The 19,064-nt window shown below is 35.0% G+C and carries 14 protein-coding genes and 1 CRISPR repeat array; of the genes, 4 read left to right on the top strand and 10 right to left on the bottom strand.

What is annotated here, in order from left to right:
• Window positions 1-77: 77 nt before the first annotated feature.
• Genes J2T59_RS04815 through J2T59_RS04800 form a run of 4 tightly spaced genes read left to right on the top strand, consistent with a single transcriptional unit; the run spans window position 78 to window position 3,881 of the window.
• Complete coding sequence (locus J2T59_RS04815; protein ID WP_259134514.1) at window positions 78-1,340, top strand: sulfurtransferase; 1,263 nt, start codon at window positions 78-80, stop codon at window positions 1,338-1,340.
• Window positions 1,337-2,299, top strand: coding sequence for an L-histidine N(alpha)-methyltransferase (gene egtD / locus J2T59_RS04810; protein WP_259134512.1), 963 nt, complete (start codon window positions 1,337-1,339; stop codon window positions 2,297-2,299). Before J2T59_RS04815 ends, egtD begins: the two co-directional genes overlap by 4 nt.
• Entirely contained in the window at window positions 2,296-3,477 is a 1,182-nt protein-coding gene (locus J2T59_RS04805) for an aminotransferase class V-fold PLP-dependent enzyme (RefSeq protein ID WP_259134510.1), read from the top strand. The genes egtD and J2T59_RS04805 overlap by 4 nt, the downstream gene beginning before the upstream one ends.
• The gene (locus J2T59_RS04800) at window positions 3,474-3,881 is read left to right on the top strand and encodes a SufE family protein (protein ID WP_259134509.1); all 408 of its coding nucleotides are present in this window, start codon (window positions 3,474-3,476) and stop codon (window positions 3,879-3,881) included. The genes J2T59_RS04805 and J2T59_RS04800 overlap by 4 nt, the downstream gene beginning before the upstream one ends.
• Before the next feature lie 162 nt (window positions 3,882-4,043).
• Here the strand turns inward: J2T59_RS04800 and J2T59_RS04795 are convergent, their stop codons facing one another.
• The 10 genes from J2T59_RS04795 to J2T59_RS04750 form a co-directional block, all read right to left on the bottom strand.
• Window positions 4,044-4,742, bottom strand: a complete 699-nt coding sequence (locus tag J2T59_RS04795; protein WP_259134508.1) for a phosphoribosyltransferase — start codon at window positions 4,740-4,742, stop codon at window positions 4,044-4,046.
• A 19-nt stretch (window positions 4,743-4,761) separates the two neighbouring features.
• Window positions 4,762-6,851: direct repeats of the CRISPR family, unit length 37 nt; unit sequence GTTTCAATCCTTGTTTTAATGGATGTTGCATTTGAAT.
• 168 nt (window positions 6,852-7,019) lie between these two features.
• Entirely contained in the window at window positions 7,020-7,616 is a 597-nt protein-coding gene (gene cas4 / locus J2T59_RS04790) for a CRISPR-associated protein Cas4 (RefSeq protein ID WP_259134506.1), read from the bottom strand.
• A gap of 79 nt (window positions 7,617-7,695) precedes the next feature.
• Window positions 7,696-7,986 carry a CRISPR-associated endonuclease Cas2 gene (gene cas2 / locus J2T59_RS04785; RefSeq protein ID WP_259134504.1) on the bottom strand — a complete coding sequence of 97 codons (291 nt, stop codon included), beginning with the start codon at window positions 7,984-7,986 and terminating at the stop codon, window positions 7,696-7,698.
• Window positions 7,987-8,000: 14 nt separating this feature from the next.
• Window positions 8,001-8,969: a CRISPR-associated endonuclease Cas1 gene (gene cas1 / locus J2T59_RS04780; protein ID WP_259134502.1), complete on the bottom strand. Its 969-nt coding sequence runs from the start codon at window positions 8,967-8,969 to the stop codon at window positions 8,001-8,003.
• Complete coding sequence (locus tag J2T59_RS04775) at window positions 8,957-9,616, bottom strand: CRISPR-associated endonuclease Cas6 (RefSeq protein ID WP_259134500.1); 660 nt, start codon at window positions 9,614-9,616, stop codon at window positions 8,957-8,959. Before J2T59_RS04775 ends, cas1 begins: the two co-directional genes overlap by 13 nt.
• 5 nt (window positions 9,617-9,621) lie before the next feature.
• Window positions 9,622-12,051, bottom strand: a complete 2,430-nt coding sequence (gene cas3, locus J2T59_RS04770; RefSeq protein ID WP_259134498.1) for a CRISPR-associated helicase Cas3' — start codon at window positions 12,049-12,051, stop codon at window positions 9,622-9,624.
• Window positions 12,038-12,754 carry a type I-B CRISPR-associated protein Cas5b gene (gene cas5b, locus J2T59_RS04765; RefSeq protein ID WP_259134496.1) on the bottom strand — a complete coding sequence of 239 codons (717 nt, stop codon included), beginning with the start codon at window positions 12,752-12,754 and terminating at the stop codon, window positions 12,038-12,040. Before cas5b ends, cas3 begins: the two co-directional genes overlap by 14 nt.
• A 16-nt stretch (window positions 12,755-12,770) precedes the next feature.
• Window positions 12,771-13,763 (bottom strand): type I-B CRISPR-associated protein Cas7/Csh2, encoded by a 993-nt coding sequence (gene cas7b, locus J2T59_RS04760; RefSeq protein ID WP_259134495.1) that lies wholly within the window; start codon window positions 13,761-13,763, stop codon window positions 12,771-12,773.
• Window positions 13,760-15,640 carry a TIGR02556 family CRISPR-associated protein gene (locus J2T59_RS04755; RefSeq protein ID WP_259134493.1) on the bottom strand — a complete coding sequence of 627 codons (1,881 nt, stop codon included), beginning with the start codon at window positions 15,638-15,640 and terminating at the stop codon, window positions 13,760-13,762. Before J2T59_RS04755 ends, cas7b begins: the two co-directional genes overlap by 4 nt.
• A 227-nt stretch (window positions 15,641-15,867) precedes the next feature.
• Window positions 15,868-18,924, bottom strand: coding sequence for an ATP-dependent helicase (locus J2T59_RS04750; RefSeq protein ID WP_259134492.1), 3,057 nt, complete (start codon window positions 18,922-18,924; stop codon window positions 15,868-15,870).
• Window positions 18,925-19,064 lie beyond the last annotated feature (140 nt).

Here is a 19,064-nt window from a genome sequence, read left to right as displayed (position 1 = left end):
CAGTTATTACAAAAAAAGAAAGAATCTCGGAAATTTTTTTCCTAAATTACATATATTATCTTAACCAATTTAAGTACATGAAATCCATTTCAACTGATGAATTATTAGAAAATATGCATAGATACAAGATCATTGATATTAGATCTGTAGATGCTTATAATGGATGGAAGGAGAATGGGGAAAACACTGGTGGACATATAAAAAGTGCTAAATCATTACCTTACAAGTGGTTAAGTTACATTGACTGGATCGAGATCGTTCGAAGCAAAGATATCCTACCACAAGACAAACTTGTAATTTATGGTTATGACTCCGAGAACGCAGAAGAAGTTGCCAGAATGTTTGAAAAGGCTGGTTATACTGACCTGAGCATATACCCATCTTTTTTCGAGTGGGTAGAAAGGGATCTGCCAATGGATCGACTTGAAAGGTACCAACATTTAGTATCTCCTGATTGGCTGAACCAATTGATAACTACAGACAATGCACCTGAATATGATAATGATAAGTATGTCATATGCCATTGTCATTACAGAAATCCAGAGGATTATGAAGAGGGTCATATTCCAGGCTCAATACCACTTGATACCAATTCACTCGAATCCGAGGATACATGGAACCGTCGTTTACCAGAAGAACTAAAAGATGCACTTGAAAATGCAGGTATTTCCAGTGACACTACAGTTATTGTATATGGAAGGTTCTCCTACCCAAAAAACGATGACCCATTCCCGGGCAGTAGCGCGGGTCACCTTGGTGCAATGCGATGTGCGTTCATAATGCTTTATGCTGGAGTCAAGGATGTAAAGATCCTAAATGGTGGACTCCAGTCCTGGCTTGATGCAGGTTATAATGTCACAACAGAACCCATTACAGTAAACAAAGTATCCTTTGGTGCCAATATTCCTTTAAATCCTAAACTTGCTGTTGATCTTGAGGAAGCAAAGGAGATACTTTCAGACCCTGACAAAAACCTGGTAAGTGTCAGGAGTTGGAGAGAATATATTGGTGAAGTGAGTGGTTATAACTATATTGAGAAAAAAGGTCGGATCCCAGGCTCTGTCTTTGGTGATTGCGGAACTGATGCTTATCACATGGAGAACTACAGGAACCTGGACCACACTATGCGAGAATACCATGAAATTGAAGATAAATGGAAAGAATTAGGTATAACTCCCGAAAAGCGTAATGCTTTCTATTGTGGTACTGGATGGAGAGGAAGTGAAGCATTCCTTAACGCTTGGCTCATGGGCTGGGATAATGCTGCGGTCTTTGACGGTGGATGGTTTGAGTGGAGTAATAATGATCTTCCTTTTGAAACAGGTGTGCCGGAACAATGATCATACAGAATTTTATGCCTGAGATAGGAGAACGGTCAGTTCAAGAAAGGATTTTAACTTGTTTAAGGGCTGAGCCAAAGGCATTACCATCCGTATTCTTTTATGACCAGAAAGGTTCGGAGCTGTTCGAACAAATAACAAAACTTGAAGAGTATTATTTACCAAATGTTGAGATCCCGCTTTTAAGTTCAACTGCTAAAAAAGTTAATTCTGAATTGAAAGAGTGTAACCTTGTAGAACTCGGGAGTGGTGATTGTTCCAAGATATCAGTATTCCTTGATGCAGTTCCAAAAGATATTCGTGAAACCATCATTTATTATCCCGTAGATGTTTCCAAGGATGCTATGGAAAAATCTGGTCATATTCTACAGAACAAGTTCCCTGAGATCGGTATTCATGGAATTAATTCCGATTTCATTGAAGGTATGGACAAAATACCTGGTGATAAGAACAGGTTTTTCTGTTTTTTCGGGAGTACAATAGGCAATCTTACTCCGGCTAGAACTAATGAGTTCATGGAACGGCTTGGAAACGTCATGGATAAGAATGATAGGCTTCTTCTCGGAGTTGATATGGTAAAAGATATCAATGTGCTTGAGAGAGCATATAATGATAGTCTGGGTATTACCGCGGAGTTTAATAAGAATATATTAAGGGTGGCTAACGATCATATAGGAACTGACTTTGATCCAGATGATTTTGAACATGTTGCTTTTTTTAACAAGGAACTGTCTCGGATCGAGATGCACTTGAAAGCAAAAAGGGATCTAGTAGTTAAAAGTGGTCTGTTTGAGGAACGTTTTATCTTCAAGAAAGGGGAAACAATTCATACAGAAAATTCACAGAAGTATACTGTACAGCACATCTATGATATGGCGAATACTGCTGGTCTTTTTGTATCTGATATTTTTTCTGATGAGAAAAACTGGTTCTCACTTGCTGAAATGGTGAAAAAATGACAGATCTTCGAGATGATTTTCCTATACTTAAAAATAAGATATATGGTCAGAGACTGGTATATCTTGATAATGCAGCTACAAGCCAAAAACCCAGTTCAGTGATAGATTCCATTTCTGACTTCTACAAATATGATAACAGTAATATTCATCGAGGTGTACACTATCTTAGTGAACTATCAAGTGATCTGTATGAAGAGGCAAGAAAGAAGGTAAGTACATTCATTGGTAGCAGTGATCCAAGTGAAATTACATTCACTGCAGGTACAACCGATTCGATCAATCAGGTTGCATTTTCATTAAAATCAACTTTGATGGGTAATGAAGTTCTCATAAGTGGAATGGAACACCATTCAAATATTGTTCCATGGCAATTAGCGGGAGCTAAGATCAAAACCATACCTATGGATGAAGATTGTAATTTGTTACTGGATTCAATGGAAATCACGGATAAGACCAAGCTAATAGCCATCTCTCATGTCTCCAATGTACTTGGGACCGTGAATGATATTAAGAGAATAACTGAAATTGCAGCGGATCACGATATTCCTGTATTAGTAGACGCAGCTCAGTCGATCCAACATTTACCCCTTGACGTTGAAAAAATTGGATGTGATTTTCTGGCAGCTTCTGGACATAAGATGTACGCATCATCGGGTATTGGGATTCTTTATACCAATAATAGGTACAGTGATATTATGCCTGCAAGAGGCGGTGGTGGTATGATCGATAAAGTGACCTTTGAGGGATCAACGTATCTTTCTCCTCCTTTAAGGTACGAGGCAGGAACACCTAATATTTCGGGTGCCATAAGTGTTGGTGCAGCAATTGATTATATGCAAAATATTGGTCTTGATAAGATCAGAGAGCATGAACATGATGTATATTCCTATGCCAAAGAAAGATTGCTTGATACCGATGGCATTACTGTTTACGGGAATAATGAAGATATGTGTGGTTCAATATCATTCAACATTGAGAATATTCATCATTATGACCTAGGTCTTATACTGGACAAGATGGGAATTGCTGTCAGAACAGGTCATCATTGTGCACAGCCATTGATGGAGTTGCTTGGCACTGAAGGTACTGTGCGAGCAAGTTTTGCATTGTATAACACAAAAGAGGATATCGATATTCTAATGGATGGCATAGAAAAGGCAAGGATGATGTTTTCATGAGCGACCATATCCAGGATGAGATCATAGAACAGTTCCAAGGACTTGAATGGCTTGAAAAATATGAGTTACTCATCTCATTTGCCAGAGAACTTGAACCAATGCATGAACAGTTCATGACCGAAGAATACGCTATCAGCGGTTGCCAGTCCAAGGTTTGGATACGAACCCATATAGAAAATGGTAAACTCATAATTCATCTTGATAGTGAGGCTATGATAACAAAAGGTATAATCTACCTGTTAATGAAAGTTATGAACAACCGATCTCCACAGGAAATTGTAGACCTTGACCTATATTTTATCGAAGAGACGGGACTAAAATCAAACCTTTCACCAGCAAGAGCTGATGGTCTGGCATCCATCATCAAAAGGATCCGTGAAGTAGCAGAAATGGAAATTAATTAGAAATATTCTATATATCTCTTTATGACACTATTACCTTGTTTTAATGATATTACATTTTAAAAAAGATTTAGACAGTCTTTGCGACATATATACTATTTCAACCACTAAAATTATTACAACATCTACTTTTTCATTCATGAGATTAATGGGATTAAACAGAACTTAAATGATTTTCCAATACTGTTTTCCATCCTCAATAACCGATTCCACAATACCTCTGCGATGCATTTCCCATATTATCTCAGGGATCCTGCCCGGCTGAGCTATCTCAAAAGCAAAGGTATCCAGAGAATGGTATTCATAAAGACCATCTCTGATCGCAGGTATATCCCAATGATCTTTTGCCTCTTTTTTCATTAGGGTAGATATAAGGTCTATCATATCCTCAATGAAATTCCATGGGAATACGACCCATGCCCACTCATAGAGATGTTCGCCACAGTAGTCAGGATGATATTCTGATGAATCCAGATATTGTAATGTGGCTGTTTTTATTTCAAGTGGATTCTGTTTTTTTACATATTCCAGAGAATGGAGCAGGCTCTTACCGGTATCTGCAATATCATCAACAATTAGAACTTTCTTACCCGCAACAGCATTGTCTGCTAGCGGATATTTGATCTTTGGTTCATTACCCGCAAGGGCTGTGCCAATATAATGTTCCACCTTAAGGCTTGTAAGGTCATCAAGACCCAGAAGATCACATAGGACACGTCCAGCAAACCATCCTCCCCTTGCAAGCGCTATTATCATATCGGGTTCATAACCTGAATCTTTCACCTCATTTGCAACTGTCCTGCAATTATCATAAATATAATCCCAGTTTGTAACGACACATTTGAATTTGTCTGGTAAGGGCATCTGTTATTTCTCCATAGAAGTTTCAATCCTTGTTTTAATGGATGTTGCATTTGAATCTTCCTCTTTTCCCCCATGAATGATCTCTGTGATGGTGTTTCAATCCTTGTTTTAATGGATGTTGCATTTGAATATTAACAGAGGAAGATCATTCATGAAACGGGATAAGTTTCAATCCTTGTTTTAATGGATGTTGCATTTGAATTCCGGAGTGTCAATCCAGTACCCTGCGTTCATGGAAGTTTCAATCCTTGTTTTAATGGATGTTGCATTTGAATGCTGTGCTTGATTCGTTTATCGTGCATGATGTCAAGTTTCAATCCTTGTTTTAATGGATGTTGCATTTGAATCAGATATATATATAGTGAACCACATAGTGTGTAGTGCCGTTTCAATCCTTGTTTTAATGGATGTTGCATTTGAATTATCATATACAAGACCAAGATATCTTTATACTGAAAGTTTCAATCCTTGTTTTAATGGATGTTGCATTTGAATGGATTTCAGATTGGAATAGAGAAGACGAATTATATGGTTTCAATCCTTGTTTTAATGGATGTTGCATTTGAATCTGGGCCTTCTTGCAGCAATCTCTGCACCGGCTGAGTTTCAATCCTTGTTTTAATGGATGTTGCATTTGAATCCTATAGCAAAAGAACCGTCACCAGAACTACCTGGAGTTTCAATCCTTGTTTTAATGGATGTTGCATTTGAATTATGAAGAGTTGATCATATGTTAAACCAGATTGAGTGTTTCAATCCTTGTTTTAATGGATGTTGCATTTGAATATGATGATCTCCCTGATTATGAGACGCCACAATCTGGGAGAAGTTTCAATCCTTGTTTTAATGGATGTTGCATTTGAATTAGATACAGAAATACCATTTCCAACATACGAATGTTGTTTCAATCCTTGTTTTAATGGATGTTGCATTTGAATAAGTAATATCTCTTGATATAGTAGGTATGAAATGTCCGTTTCAATCCTTGTTTTAATGGATGTTGCATTTGAATGATTTGTATATAAGAAAAGTTTGTGAATTTAAAGAGTTTCAATCCTTGTTTTAATGGATGTTGCATTTGAATCTTTCTAATTCAACATGGAGTAAAACTAAGTCCACTAGGTTTCAATCCTTGTTTTAATGGATGTTGCATTTGAATCTTGTCCGACACGGTTTCAGATTCTGTTAATCCGGGTTTCAATCCTTGTTTTAATGGATGTTGCATTTGAATAGGTTTATATAGGAATTTTTCATATAAATTATGATTGTTTCAATCCTTGTTTTAATGGATGTTGCATTTGAATAAGATAGGTTTCCGCGGTGGCGGTTCAGGAATGTTGTTTCAATCCTTGTTTTAATGGATGTTGCATTTGAATATGCAGACACATGAGTATAGATAATTTAGTTTATGGTTTCAATCCTTGTTTTAATGGATGTTGCATTTGAATTTGGGAACACTGCTCAAGCCGAGATGATTCTCAACAGTTTCAATCCTTGTTTTAATGGATGTTGCATTTGAATCCATGACAGTTAGTACACCAGAACCTAAAACCACCAGTTTCAATCCTTGTTTTAATGGATGTTGCATTTGAATCCAATGACTCGCGTTTCACCATCTATGTTTTTGATCTGTTTCAATCCTTGTTTTAATGGATGTTGCATTTGAATTTATTCTTAATAGTATATATGGATCTCCGAATTGGTGGTTTCAATCCTTGTTTTAATGGATGTTGCATTTGAATTTTATATCAAAAATTCCTATGTAAACCTCCATTGGTTTCAATCCTTGTTTTAATGGATGTTGCATTTGAATATGTATATACCCAACCTTCTATAGTAAGAGGATTATGGTTTCAATCCTTGTTTTAATGGATGTTGCATTTGAATTTCAAGCGCTGTACTACGTGCATCCTGGATGGCTTTGTTTCAATCCTTGTTTTAATGGATGTTGCATTTGAATTTGGGTTGCTCGTTCTGGCAGCATCTGCAATTCTATTCTGTTTCAATCCTTGTTTTAATGGATGTTGCATTTGAATTGAACGAACCGATATAGATCATCGATGCTAGAAATCGTTTCAATCCTTGTTTTAATGGATGTTGCATTTGAATTGGGGAAAAATTTCCTTCATTTACCTAATAAACACTTCAAATTACCCCAATTACTGAGCTACTTTTCTTGTTAGTAAATTATAGAATAGTTTATAAATATAAGAAATTATCGATAACTAAGTCTTATCCTATAAAAAGTTTCATAGCTTTACCTGTGGGAACAGTCAGTCATGCACAAATATTCCTATAACAGCAATCAACACATTTTTTCTTGGTAGAGGTAGGTTTTGGGAACATTCCTTTTTCAATTATACGGAGTATATCATCAATAACACGTTCAATTCTATTAAAATCAGACATGTTGAACTTTATTTCTTTAACAAGGTTATTACTGCGAGTATAACAAATGTAACCCTTTTCTACATTTTTCCCATAATTCTCTTTTATCAACAGCGCCTGTATCAACAGTTGATATATATGTGGTTTATATGTTCGATCTGTATGTTCAGCGAACTTATATTCAAAAGGAGCAGCTGTCCCATCATTTAGGAACAGCACTTCATCAACGATTCCCCTTATTCGATTCTTACTTGATGATAAGAATACCTCTGACTCCTTATTTAAGCAATCCAATTTCTTTCTGAAATAGTCCTTGTTGTGTATATATTTCTTATGATGTATTTCACGACCTTTTTGAACTTTTAGTCTACTCCCTTCATACTGTGGTATATCAAGACAATACATGAAATAAATGAAACGAGGACAATAGGTATATTCCATTACGTCTGTTATTGTAATCATAGGATTATTAGTATCTAGTTCCATAGTTATCATCAAAAGAACTTAGTTATAACCCAATTGATTTAGTCCTTCCGCATCATCTAATCGGGTTCCATAGTTATCATCAAAAGAACTTAGTTATAACAGAGTCACTCACAAGTTCTCGATTAAATGCTTGACCTAGAAGTTTGACCTTATTAAAAGAATCCTGTGTCATTGGGAATATATATACAGAATCAATATCTTCATCGATAACATCTTCACATTCTATAGATAATGAATCCCTTTGATTATCATTAAGGTCACCAAGGAATACACTTTTCTGAACACGGTATAGACCATAGTTCTTACATGCGTCACTAACTTTTTTTCTAGTTGAATTTTCAGTAATATCATATATGACCCATACTAACATAGTATCACCACCACCTACTTAATTAACGAATTAGCAATTTTATGGAGGTCATGTTGTATAACATTCCTAACTTTTACATTTCTTCCATTGTACGGGATTTTATTATCAAGTGAAATATTCAAAGATTCTATCAATAGAACCTTCCCTTCTTTGTTCAATGTCAGTCCATTTGGAATTGTATCAAAAAACGTATCTTTGACTTTTTTCTTTGAAAATAAGAAAATGACCGATCGATCTACATAAATCCTATACATTTCGATCAGATCAAATACTAGTGATTTCTTATTGTAGTTATCTGTATGAAGAAAGCCTACATAGGGATCAAGTCCTGCAATTATGCATGCTTTTTCTACAATTGAGTAGAGAACACCATATCCATAATTCAGCATGCAATTAAAACCATCTGTTGCAGGTTGCCTACTTCTTCCACTGAAGCTCCATCTATCTGGTAAGCTATAGCTTATTGCATCAAAATATGCTCTTGACGACATACCCTCAAGCCCCATGATATTGTTACGTATTTCGTCAAGAGTACCTTTAAGTTCACTAAGGTCTGCCTGCATATTCCCTATTATTCTTATATTTTCATCAATAAACTCTTTTTTATCAGCTCTGTTCTTTTTAAGGTCTTTTAAAAGACTTATTTGATTAGCTAGCTTGATGTCTATCCAGCTTTTAGCCATTTCTATACCTTTTTGAGTATTTGCAATCTCTATCTGTCTCCTCCTAATTAGTGTAGTACTTCCAAGTTTTGAGTGCCAAACCCTACCAAAAGGATATCCAAACTTATTAAGAAAAACTATGTCTATATTGTTCTCAATAGCAAACTCGATAGCATCTGTTGTTATAGTAGAAGATGTTGATATAAGGATACTCTGAACTTTATTAGCGGATACTTCGAATACATCATCATCTTTCTTAACAAGAAAACAGTTATTCTGCTTTTTTAAAAATGAACCATACGAATTTATTACAAGTTGCATAATTTCACTGTCCCAAAACCACGTGATACAGATTTCCCTAGTCCTTGATAATCAGGTATAACAAAATTAGTGTTAAAATGACCTTTAAATGTGACTATAGTTTCACCTTTGAATCTGGTAGGCATTGCCCTTAAATATGTGTTACATTTGACCTCTTCACTAACGTAGTATCCTAAGGATTTGGAGAGTGCAAGTAAGTTCCCCGTGATTGTTTTACGTAGTATACTTGCACGCTCTTCATCAGACACCTTCAAATATTTATTCTTAAAATTGGTTTGATTCAGACCAAACCATGGTGTTACAAACTCATACCTATTTTGTTCCCGAGCTAAACCAAACTCTCTTTTTTCCGCAATTATCTGCTTAGATGTTATTTTATATGTATTGTTCATTGTTTTAATCTCGTTTAATTCCCCATAGATATCTTGCAATACATTTACTCCTTCCTCGATAGCTACTAACATTGGTATATTTTCAATGACCTTGTACTGCACTCTTGGGTAAGTATATAGTACCTTATCAGCACGATGTTGATGTAAGAGCTCATACTCATTGAACTTAGTAGCTATGTATCCTCTCAATTGTGCAGCATTTCCACGGAAATGTGGGACTGTAAACAGTTTAATAATTACAATATCTACAAGCATGTTAATCAAAATATGGTCGATGTAGGTAATTCAAATATGTAACCTGTATCTTTGTTATAATAGTTTTTTAATTGATCAATAGGAATATAACCAATTTCAAGGTCATCAAAATACTCGCACGCAAAATCTTTTTTTGGAACTGAGATGACATGTTCATTGAATTTGTTTTTTATCTTGATCAAACCTTCATGTCTCTTATTTCCATATTCCATATCCTTTAAGTTTAGATATTCGGTCCATATACTTTTTGCATGTTCATCTACTTCTACAAAAACATCTATTTTATGGAAATCTTGGTCATCGATCAACTTAAAGTTTGAACCTAGATCATGGAATCGAAGCATGTTTATGCATGATATGAGTTCTTGAGATTCGTCACTACTACTTGTCATTTTCAATTTATTAAAATATGTCATATTTAGTGAATAAAAGCTACTCTCTGATATCAGCATAGAATGATTAGACGAAAGTGCATCTTTTGTTGTGTTCATGAGATACGTAGAATAAATATATTTATTCAATTCTTTATTATCATCCATTATATTAACTACTTTAACAGTCCCTTGCATTTTCATTGTAGAATTACGATTACATCTACCAGCAACTTGATTTATAGAATCTAAAGGTGCTAGGTCCCGGTAAACAACATCTACGTCAATATCAACTCCTGCTTCAACTACTTGTGTAGTAACTATGACTTTCCTCACCTCACCTATACCTTTATTTTTTATTTCATCTATTTTCTCAATACGATGCTTTGGAATAACATTTGTTGATAGATAATAATAAATTGTATCATCAAGGTCCAGTTGTTTTAAATGATCATATACATCGATAGATGACCTAATGGTATTCATTACAATAAGTACATCATTATGAGCATACTTGTCCTCAATATCGTCGACTAACTTATCTTTGAATGTATCGATATGTTCTGGTTCTAGGTTAATATCCAAATTAACACGGTTCAAACTATCAAAATAATTCTTATTATTGGGTACTAGTTCAAGAATATCATCTTTTTTGGGATCGAATATTAGAGGTAGAGTAGCAGTAACAAGAATGATATAGGTATTAAAATAGTGTGCATAAGACCTCAAAATACTGCTTAATACGCCCCAATACCTATGAGGTATCGACTGAACTTCATCTAAAATAATTATAGAGTTTGCAATATTATGTACTTTTTTGAGTGCTCTGTTCCTATGAGAGAAAATAGAGTGGAAAAACTGAGCAAATGTAGTCACCACAATCTCTGAGTTCCATATCTCTATCATCGCAAGACTATCTGGTGTATCCATATCACTTTCATTAGACCTAGTGTAGGATATATCTGCAAGATGGTGATGTTTTAGGAGAATATCGGAAGTAGGACTGGTCCCTTGAGTTTCCAAAAAGACCTTCTCTATAACTTTAAAGTTTTGATCGATTATGCTTAAAAATGGTAATGAATATATTATTTTAGGTTTATACTCGCACTCCTTATAGATACGTTCCCTGAGCTTTAATGCAAATGAAAATGAACTCAGTGTCTTTCCAGTACCAGTTGGGACATTTAATGTGAAAATATTATTCGAGTCCAGGTTTACTTTATCGACTTGACCGGTAACACATGAATAGATATCATCTCGAATATTATTGATAGTGTCCATAGTTTGATCAAAACATGAACCTTCTATGAACCTATCAACAATATCGACTGGCACATTAATATTACATGAAGGATAATTCAAATCCGAGGCTTCTAGCTTATCACAAGTTATCAAGATTGAATATAAAACGTGTAACATTAAATAATACTCATTTGTGTTATTTTTCTTTAAGATCTTTTGGAACTTTAGTCTTGAAGGTCTGTGAATAGCATTAACAACATCAAGGATATCATCCAAGAAACTAGGAACATTTATGTTCACGTTTATCTTATCTTCAAATAATAACTTGTATATCTTCTCTACCTCATCCCTATAGACCATTTTAGATTGATCTCTTAAAATATCTTTTTTAGTTTCATCTACAAGAACATTAATCTCTTTATCGTAATTATCAAGGTTACCATGATGCCTTTTTACGATTAAATAACCCATTATAGGTAAACTCATTTTCATATCAGTATCGTTTTCGAGTAGTTTATCAAGTAGATAATATGTGAATATAGCAGATATCAGACCATGTTGTGTATGTGGTCTGCTCCTAATATTTTGATATTTGTCTTTATGTGTTCCAAATAAATGTTCTTGAAAATAAGATGTAGATTTCCCAAAATCGTGCGAAATTCCAAGAACATATGCGACATTGATAAAATCTTGTTTCGATATACCGAATGCAGAAAAGTTCAAGTGTTTTGAGCATGCAACGCGCTTACATCTCTCCCCCACATGATTGAGATGGTCGTACAGTAGTTTATAAGGATGAGAATGAAGTTTAAAGGAACACAATACTTCCACCACATTCAATGTTCCAATGTTCTTTAGGTATTGATGTAATTGGATATCCGTTTTTCTCGTATAGCACATTAGTGTACTCTAAAACTACCCTCTCATTGGTCATTTCAACTGGCATAGATTCAGAAAAATACTCTTTGTTTTTTTGACCATCCATGTCAAAGAAGAACATTTTCTCAATATTTTTTTCAGGAACTACTGTCAATACATCTGTTTTTTCACCTAAAATACCTCTTTCACATATGAACTCGCCAACATATTCAAAATTAGCTAGATGTTCACTTAACCCCAGAGATAATGAATAAAAGCTTTTATGAGAACTCAGCATTTCGTGTGCCTTTTGATATATGTCAGCAGATATATGGGAAAAATATATCCTATATTTTGCATCCTTTAACACCTCGAACCTTATCTGAGTTCTGTCTTTTATCCGAGCCATCATGTCGGCACTTTTAGTGTTGATCAGGTTTTCTGAAATTCTTGTTTTTTTTATAGGATTTAGTATTTGAGCACCAATGTAACAATTATCTTTAGACATGATCTCTGAGTACTCTTCTTTACCTAATCCAATAATTGCACCCATCATACCAGCAATGGCAGTTCTTGGTGGTATTGAATATGTTAGGGGTGAAGTAGTAGTATAATGCTTCTTGAAATGACCATATTCACCCCAAATATCAAACACCAGTACGTTCATAGTATCACACCGACCTTCATAATGTAATTATCTTAGTCTGTATTCCAATATCTTCAAGAGAATCTTTAAGGTTTACAGGATCATTATCAACCACGAAACTGAGATTGTCATCAGCTAAGTATTCTATATTAGCTACTTTATCTTTGTTGATACTTAGCTTTCTCAGTAAAGGTGCAAGTTCTAATTTAACCTGAGATATATCTCTTATTTCTTCATCAATTGTATCTGAAACCAGCTTTAAAAGTCCATTTATATCTCCAATGTGATAACTATTTACACTATAGTTGACCTTGAGCAACAAGCGTGGCACCTGTCCAAACTTGGTCCTTGATATCAAGTTGGAAGTACCATTCCATATACCATCAAGTAATAATTTTATGTCATTTTCGGTAAGTAAAGTACCTTTTGCTGCATTTTCATTAATAATACCATAGAAGTTAATAAGAGAATATGGTAAAAAATCTTCTTCTCTAAAGGTTTTCTGACTTGTTTCGGTTTTAGATGCAAATGCACCGGTACCTCTAAAATGCTTTATGAATACTCGATGCATGGACTTACCGATCTTAAACTGAACCGGTCCTGTATGGATAATAGATGATTTTTGCGATTTGGTAGTTTTTTTATCTTTAATTTTCAGTTCGAGTGGAATAGTAACACCAAAAAGCCTAGCATCGATACATTCTTTTAAAAGGTTCTCATTGATGTTATTCTTTCCTTCTTGAAGGGTGTTAACGGGTTCTTCTATAGTAAGAAAGTCTCTTGCACGCGCTTTAGCATCTTGGATATGCCCTTTATCATCTTCGATCTCACGAATAAATATTTCTTCTTTCTTGTATTTATAGAGATAATCACGAATAGTACGTTTGAGTCTAACGTCTGTCACTAGATTGATACCTGTTTCTTCATCTATCCTCGGTTTATTATCATCTAAAGGATCTCCGTTTGGATTTCCATCTTTAATATCATACAAAAACACTATTTCTGATCTGTTAGTTACAATTTCGTTCATAAATCTATCTCTCCTTGATCATCTGATTGGCTTGATGTTTGTGGTTTTACGTAACTTGCTAGGTTCATTCCTAAAACGAAATAAAAACTGATTTCATCATTTGAAAGCTTCCAGCCATTTCCAGACTGTATCATATATTTAGATATCAATGTTTCAAGACCTGAATAGTAATTTGCATCGTATTGGTCTAACTTGTTTTGTATCTCAGGTAGCAATCTTTTAACATACCTCTCATCAAGGTTTAGACCTCGTAATTTATTCTTGAAAGGTGTGCTTTTACGTTTTTGCCATTGTATGTTCAATAGATACTGGGCAAGCACACCTTCAAGAAAAATAGCCTTCTTTGCATCCATATTAAAAAAGTCATCGAATTCATTAAATATTTTATTCGACCTTTTTTCGTAGCTGTCAGTACTATCTACATCTGCATCTTCAAGTAGCTTTGATATATCCTGCTGGTCCATGTTATCATTTCCTTTATATCCGTTCAAAATACCTAGCCTATATACATAATCAAGAAGTTGAAGACCCGCAAGTGTATGCCACCTGTTAGATTGTTCATTTTTATGTTTATATCGTATATGATACAATATGTTCTTTAGCAAAAACTTGTAATCTATAGGTCTACCAGTAAATATCGAATGCATTATTTCCAAAAAATATTTGGTGTTGTCAGGGTGTTCACGAGAACTCGGGAAAAAAGTATAGACGTTATTAAGTGAAAACTCAATTGGATGGATCTCGTTTTGAGATATATTCTCTTTAAAAATGATTTTACGGTCAATTTCATCTTTTAAAATGAATAAATGTTTCAGTCTAGATGGTAGTATATCTTTTATGTGTAAGATTATAGAGAACTGTGCATTACTTTTCGCAAAGAACATGAGATCGATGTTAAGATGATTTTCTAGATCACTGAGGTAATAAAGAAGATCGTCTTCTCTTGTCTTTAGGAAATTACCGTACTCTTTATTCAAGGAAACATCTATTGTACTATAGTCCTCAAAAACTGAATAGATATCTTCAATGCCTTCTTTTACCAAGATATTGGGTATAATGAAATAATCAAGCCTGTATACATTAAACTTTAGATATTTTTCTATGTATTCCTTACCAGCAATTACTTTTAAAGAGCAATTGAGACACACAGGATTATTTTGCCATGCGTTACTTTGATCGAACCCACTCGCCACAAAACCAGGTTTGTCTACAGTATAAAATTTATATGGTGTAGAAAAGCCAAATACCTCATCCGCTATTTGGTAGCAAACTGAACACGTTTTATTTTCTTGTTTTGAAATAACGCCATATTTATCATAAAGGTCGGAAGTACTTTTACTTACTAGAAGTTTCTTGAAAACATCAATGTCGCCAACATATTTTATCTGATCATCTTCATTTATAGCAATTGTAACAATCGCGCTTTCATTTCCATCTAGGCCACTTATGAGTTCTTTTAACTGTTCTATTATCAACTCAAAGTTGTTCGCTAAAACATCTTTAATGGAACTAAGAAGAGAATATTCATCTTCATCCAAAGAACTATTCGATTTAGTTAGTACACCATTAAACCAGCCAATTATCTTATTGGTTAGGGTTTTATGAGCCTCTGTCAACTTTGCAGTTGGAGTTAGGTCAGGTCCTTTAGATGATCCTTTTTTGTACAGATATTTATCTAAACGTTCTTTTGAGAACTCTTGGTGTTCCACTTCTTGAAAAATATAAGAATTTACATCATGTTTAATTAAAATAACAAAGACGTTTTTGTAATATCCATTATCATTGGGATTCTCCACAAGTACATTTATTGGCTTTTCCAAGTCTATATTTGATCTTTGTAGAGAATATTCACCGATTGCTTTTAAGGTTGTTATCACAATTTACACCCACTAACTAAACATTTAATATCAATGGCATATATAATACTTTCCAAATTTATTTTTCATCTCCGATTATTCAGACCAAATATTGCACTGTTTTCATAACAGAATTATTCATGGGTGAACAAAATACCCTGATATAACATAACATGACACCTAAAATGTTGGTATCACAAATATTTACCTAAATGTGCTCCTTCTTAGTATTCTTCTACTAAAGTGATTCACTCCCCAAAACTACATATTCCTTTATAGTCACAGAATCGACAATTAGGATTCCCTGTTACCTCAAAGTCCTCGGCCAATATTCTGGATACAATTTCTCTTACCCTATCAAGCACTTTCGCCACATTCTCCTCACTAACATCAACCAATCTCAGTTCAGCATTATCTGGATGAACATACATGTGACCTGCCTGGATGGGTAATTTGCCATACTTCTCCTTAACTGCAAGACAGTACAATGCCATCTGAACATCCTCATTTAACTTCTTCTTACTAGTTGTGCTCTTCCCTGTCTTGTAATCTATAACAATATACTCACCATCTGGTGTCCGGTCAATACGGTCTATCAGTCCACCAAAATGAGCACCATCAATATCAAGTTCGAACCATTCTTCAACTTCTACTGTTTCGTTGGTGTTATCTTTCTCGAATTCGAACCAGAACTCAAGCATTTTCTGCATTTTGTTATATTCCTGTTGTTCCTGTGTCTCGGAGGTGAAATCACAGGATTCCCATGACCTATCCAACATATCCTTTGCAAGACCCATATCGATCTTTTCACCGCGTATCCTTAGTTTTGCCATTTCTTCAAGGACAGCATGAACATCTGTGCCAACCCTGAAGTATGCCTTTTGTGGAGTTGGGATATGTAATATCGACTGGAACTTGAACTTTAGCGGACATTCCTCATATGTCTTGATCTTTGATGCAGAGAATCGCATTCCAGGATCTACAAGTGGTGGTACTTTATTATCAGTCAGGTCCTGTAATTCTTCTGATGTCTTGATATCTATTGTCAAAATGTCTGCAAGTTCTATACTTTCAGGATTTCCGCCATTCTCCAGCTCCTTTAATTGAGCTAAGAGTACCAATGAATCAAGAGCGTGCCTGAACTGACCCTGTTTTGTATACATATTAACAAGATCCTCTTGTTCCACCATTTTTCTCTTTAAAGGTGAATTTGTTTCAAGTCCAAGTTCTTCTACAACTGGCTCGGCTTCTATCAACTCTATAAGTGGGTTTCTGGTATAATCGATATCCTCCAAGAACTGGCTTGGTTTCACTCCTCTAACATTACCAGTATACCTTTCCGGGAAAACAAGATAAAGTTGTTCCTGTGCACGAGTCATTGCTACGTATGCGAGTCTCCTCTCCTCTTCAAGATGTAAAACTTTTTCTTCCACGTCCCTTTGAACACCCTTTGCTAGCTCAAATGGTACTGTGAATTGTTTGTTCTTGTACTGTAAGGGGAGATGCCTGTTTGCCATATCGCAGACAAAGACTACCTTCGCCTCTTTTCCTTTTGACTGGTGGATCGTCATTACCTTGACACTATTGTCATCACTTGGTTCACCTTCATCTATCGACATATCAGATACAAGATTAAGATGTTCCATCACATCATAGAGTTCATTGTTCCCCTCAATTAACTCGAGGTCCTCTACCATCTTTACCAACGAGTTCAAAACCTCAATATTCCTGCGTGAACTTTTAGTATTCTCCTGAACTTGTAACCGATAAAGGTCTGTGACTTCCATAAGTAAATATTTCAAGGTATCCGAGGGGAGGTGGTTCTTCTTATACTCAATTAGTTCATGGAGTCTATCCATTATGGACCGTACAAGTTCCTCTTGATCAAGACCCAGTTTGTCTAAATGATAGAGCAATACAGAATAAATGCCATCACCATGCATATTATCCTTTTTTTGGAGCTTTTTCGCCATTATATTGATTTGCTGCAATGTATGCTCACTCACGCCTTCCCTGGAAAGTATCTTTGCAAAAGCAATACCATTATTGAACGGGTCTGAAACAAAGCGTATATAGGAAAGTGCTTCCTGTACAACAGGTAAATTTGTTATTTTCAAATTACCAACATATTCTACAGGGATCATTTGTCTTTTTAGGGCATCACTGTACTTTTTACCATCCGCCCTTTTACGTGTGAGAATGTAGATATCCATCGGTTCAATATCAGTTTCATTTATAAGCCTTCTAACCTCGCTAGCAACCCATTCTGCTTCACTTACATCATCTGGTGATCTAACTACCTTTACAGGTTCACCTTCTCCATTATATGAAACAATCTCTTTCTCATGTCTATCAGGATTAGCAGTTATCAGGTCCTGGGAAACTTTTACTATCTGCTCTGTTGACCTGTAATTAAAAGTTAAACTGATCTTTTCAAGGGTTGGATAAATGTCTTCAAATTGACCTATATTAGAAAGATAGGCACCTCTGAACCTATAGATACACTGGTCATCATCTGCTACACAGGTCAAATGACCTTCTTCTGACAATAAGTTCACAAGATATAACTGAGCATAATTGGTATCCTGGAATTCGTCAACCATTATATAATCATATTTTCCCTGGATACTTTTTTTAGCAATTTTATTATTCTCAAGCAATTTGCACGTGAGTGTGGCCATATCATCATAGTCAATAAAATTATTTTTCCATTTATATTCTTGATAATGTCCATAGAACTTTGCGAGGTCACTAAGTTTATGTAACCGATCAATTTCATCAACACCCAGTTCATTTTCAGCAGCTAATTTGTTATTTACATAGACTCTAAGTTCTTCTGGGGATATAAGGTGATCATGTAGTTGTGAAACGCCTTCTAGCAAACTTGTAATGAGATCAACTGGGGATGTGGGTATTGTAATATGTTCAAAACCAAAAGTATCAATGTTCTTCATCCCCCATACATGTGAATGTTCTTTTGATATCAGACGCGTTCCGTGATCGATCCCTGTATCAAGAGCAAACTCTCTGATAATATCATTGCAGAATGAATGAAATGTGGAAACTGTCATTCCAGAATCTGATCCTATTTTTTGTTCAATCCTATCCTGCATTTCCCCAGCTGCTTTCTCTGAGAATGTTAGTGCAAGTATCTTTTCAGGTGCAAACCCATTATCTATCAGTGTTACGACCTTTTCAGTTATTGTAAGTGTTTTCCCGGACCCTGGACCAGCTAGAATCAATAACGGTCCAGATATATATGATGCTGCTTTTCGCTGATAATCGTTGATTTCTCCACGTTCCAATTTTTCCACTCCAGTTAATCAGATGATTTAGTTTCAAACTCATAAGTTTTTTTTGGACAATATGATTAAGTGCTAACAATGTAACTATATAAAATTACTATTCATATATTTACATTTTCTTTATGGAGTTGTTTTTATCT

Origin of the sequence: Methanosalsum natronophilum, assembly GCF_024808815.1 — an archaeon.
Lineage (GTDB): Archaea > Halobacteriota > Methanosarcinia > Methanosarcinales > Methanosarcinaceae > Methanosalsum > Methanosalsum natronophilum.
This window is presented reverse-complemented; position numbering and strand designations above follow the sequence as displayed.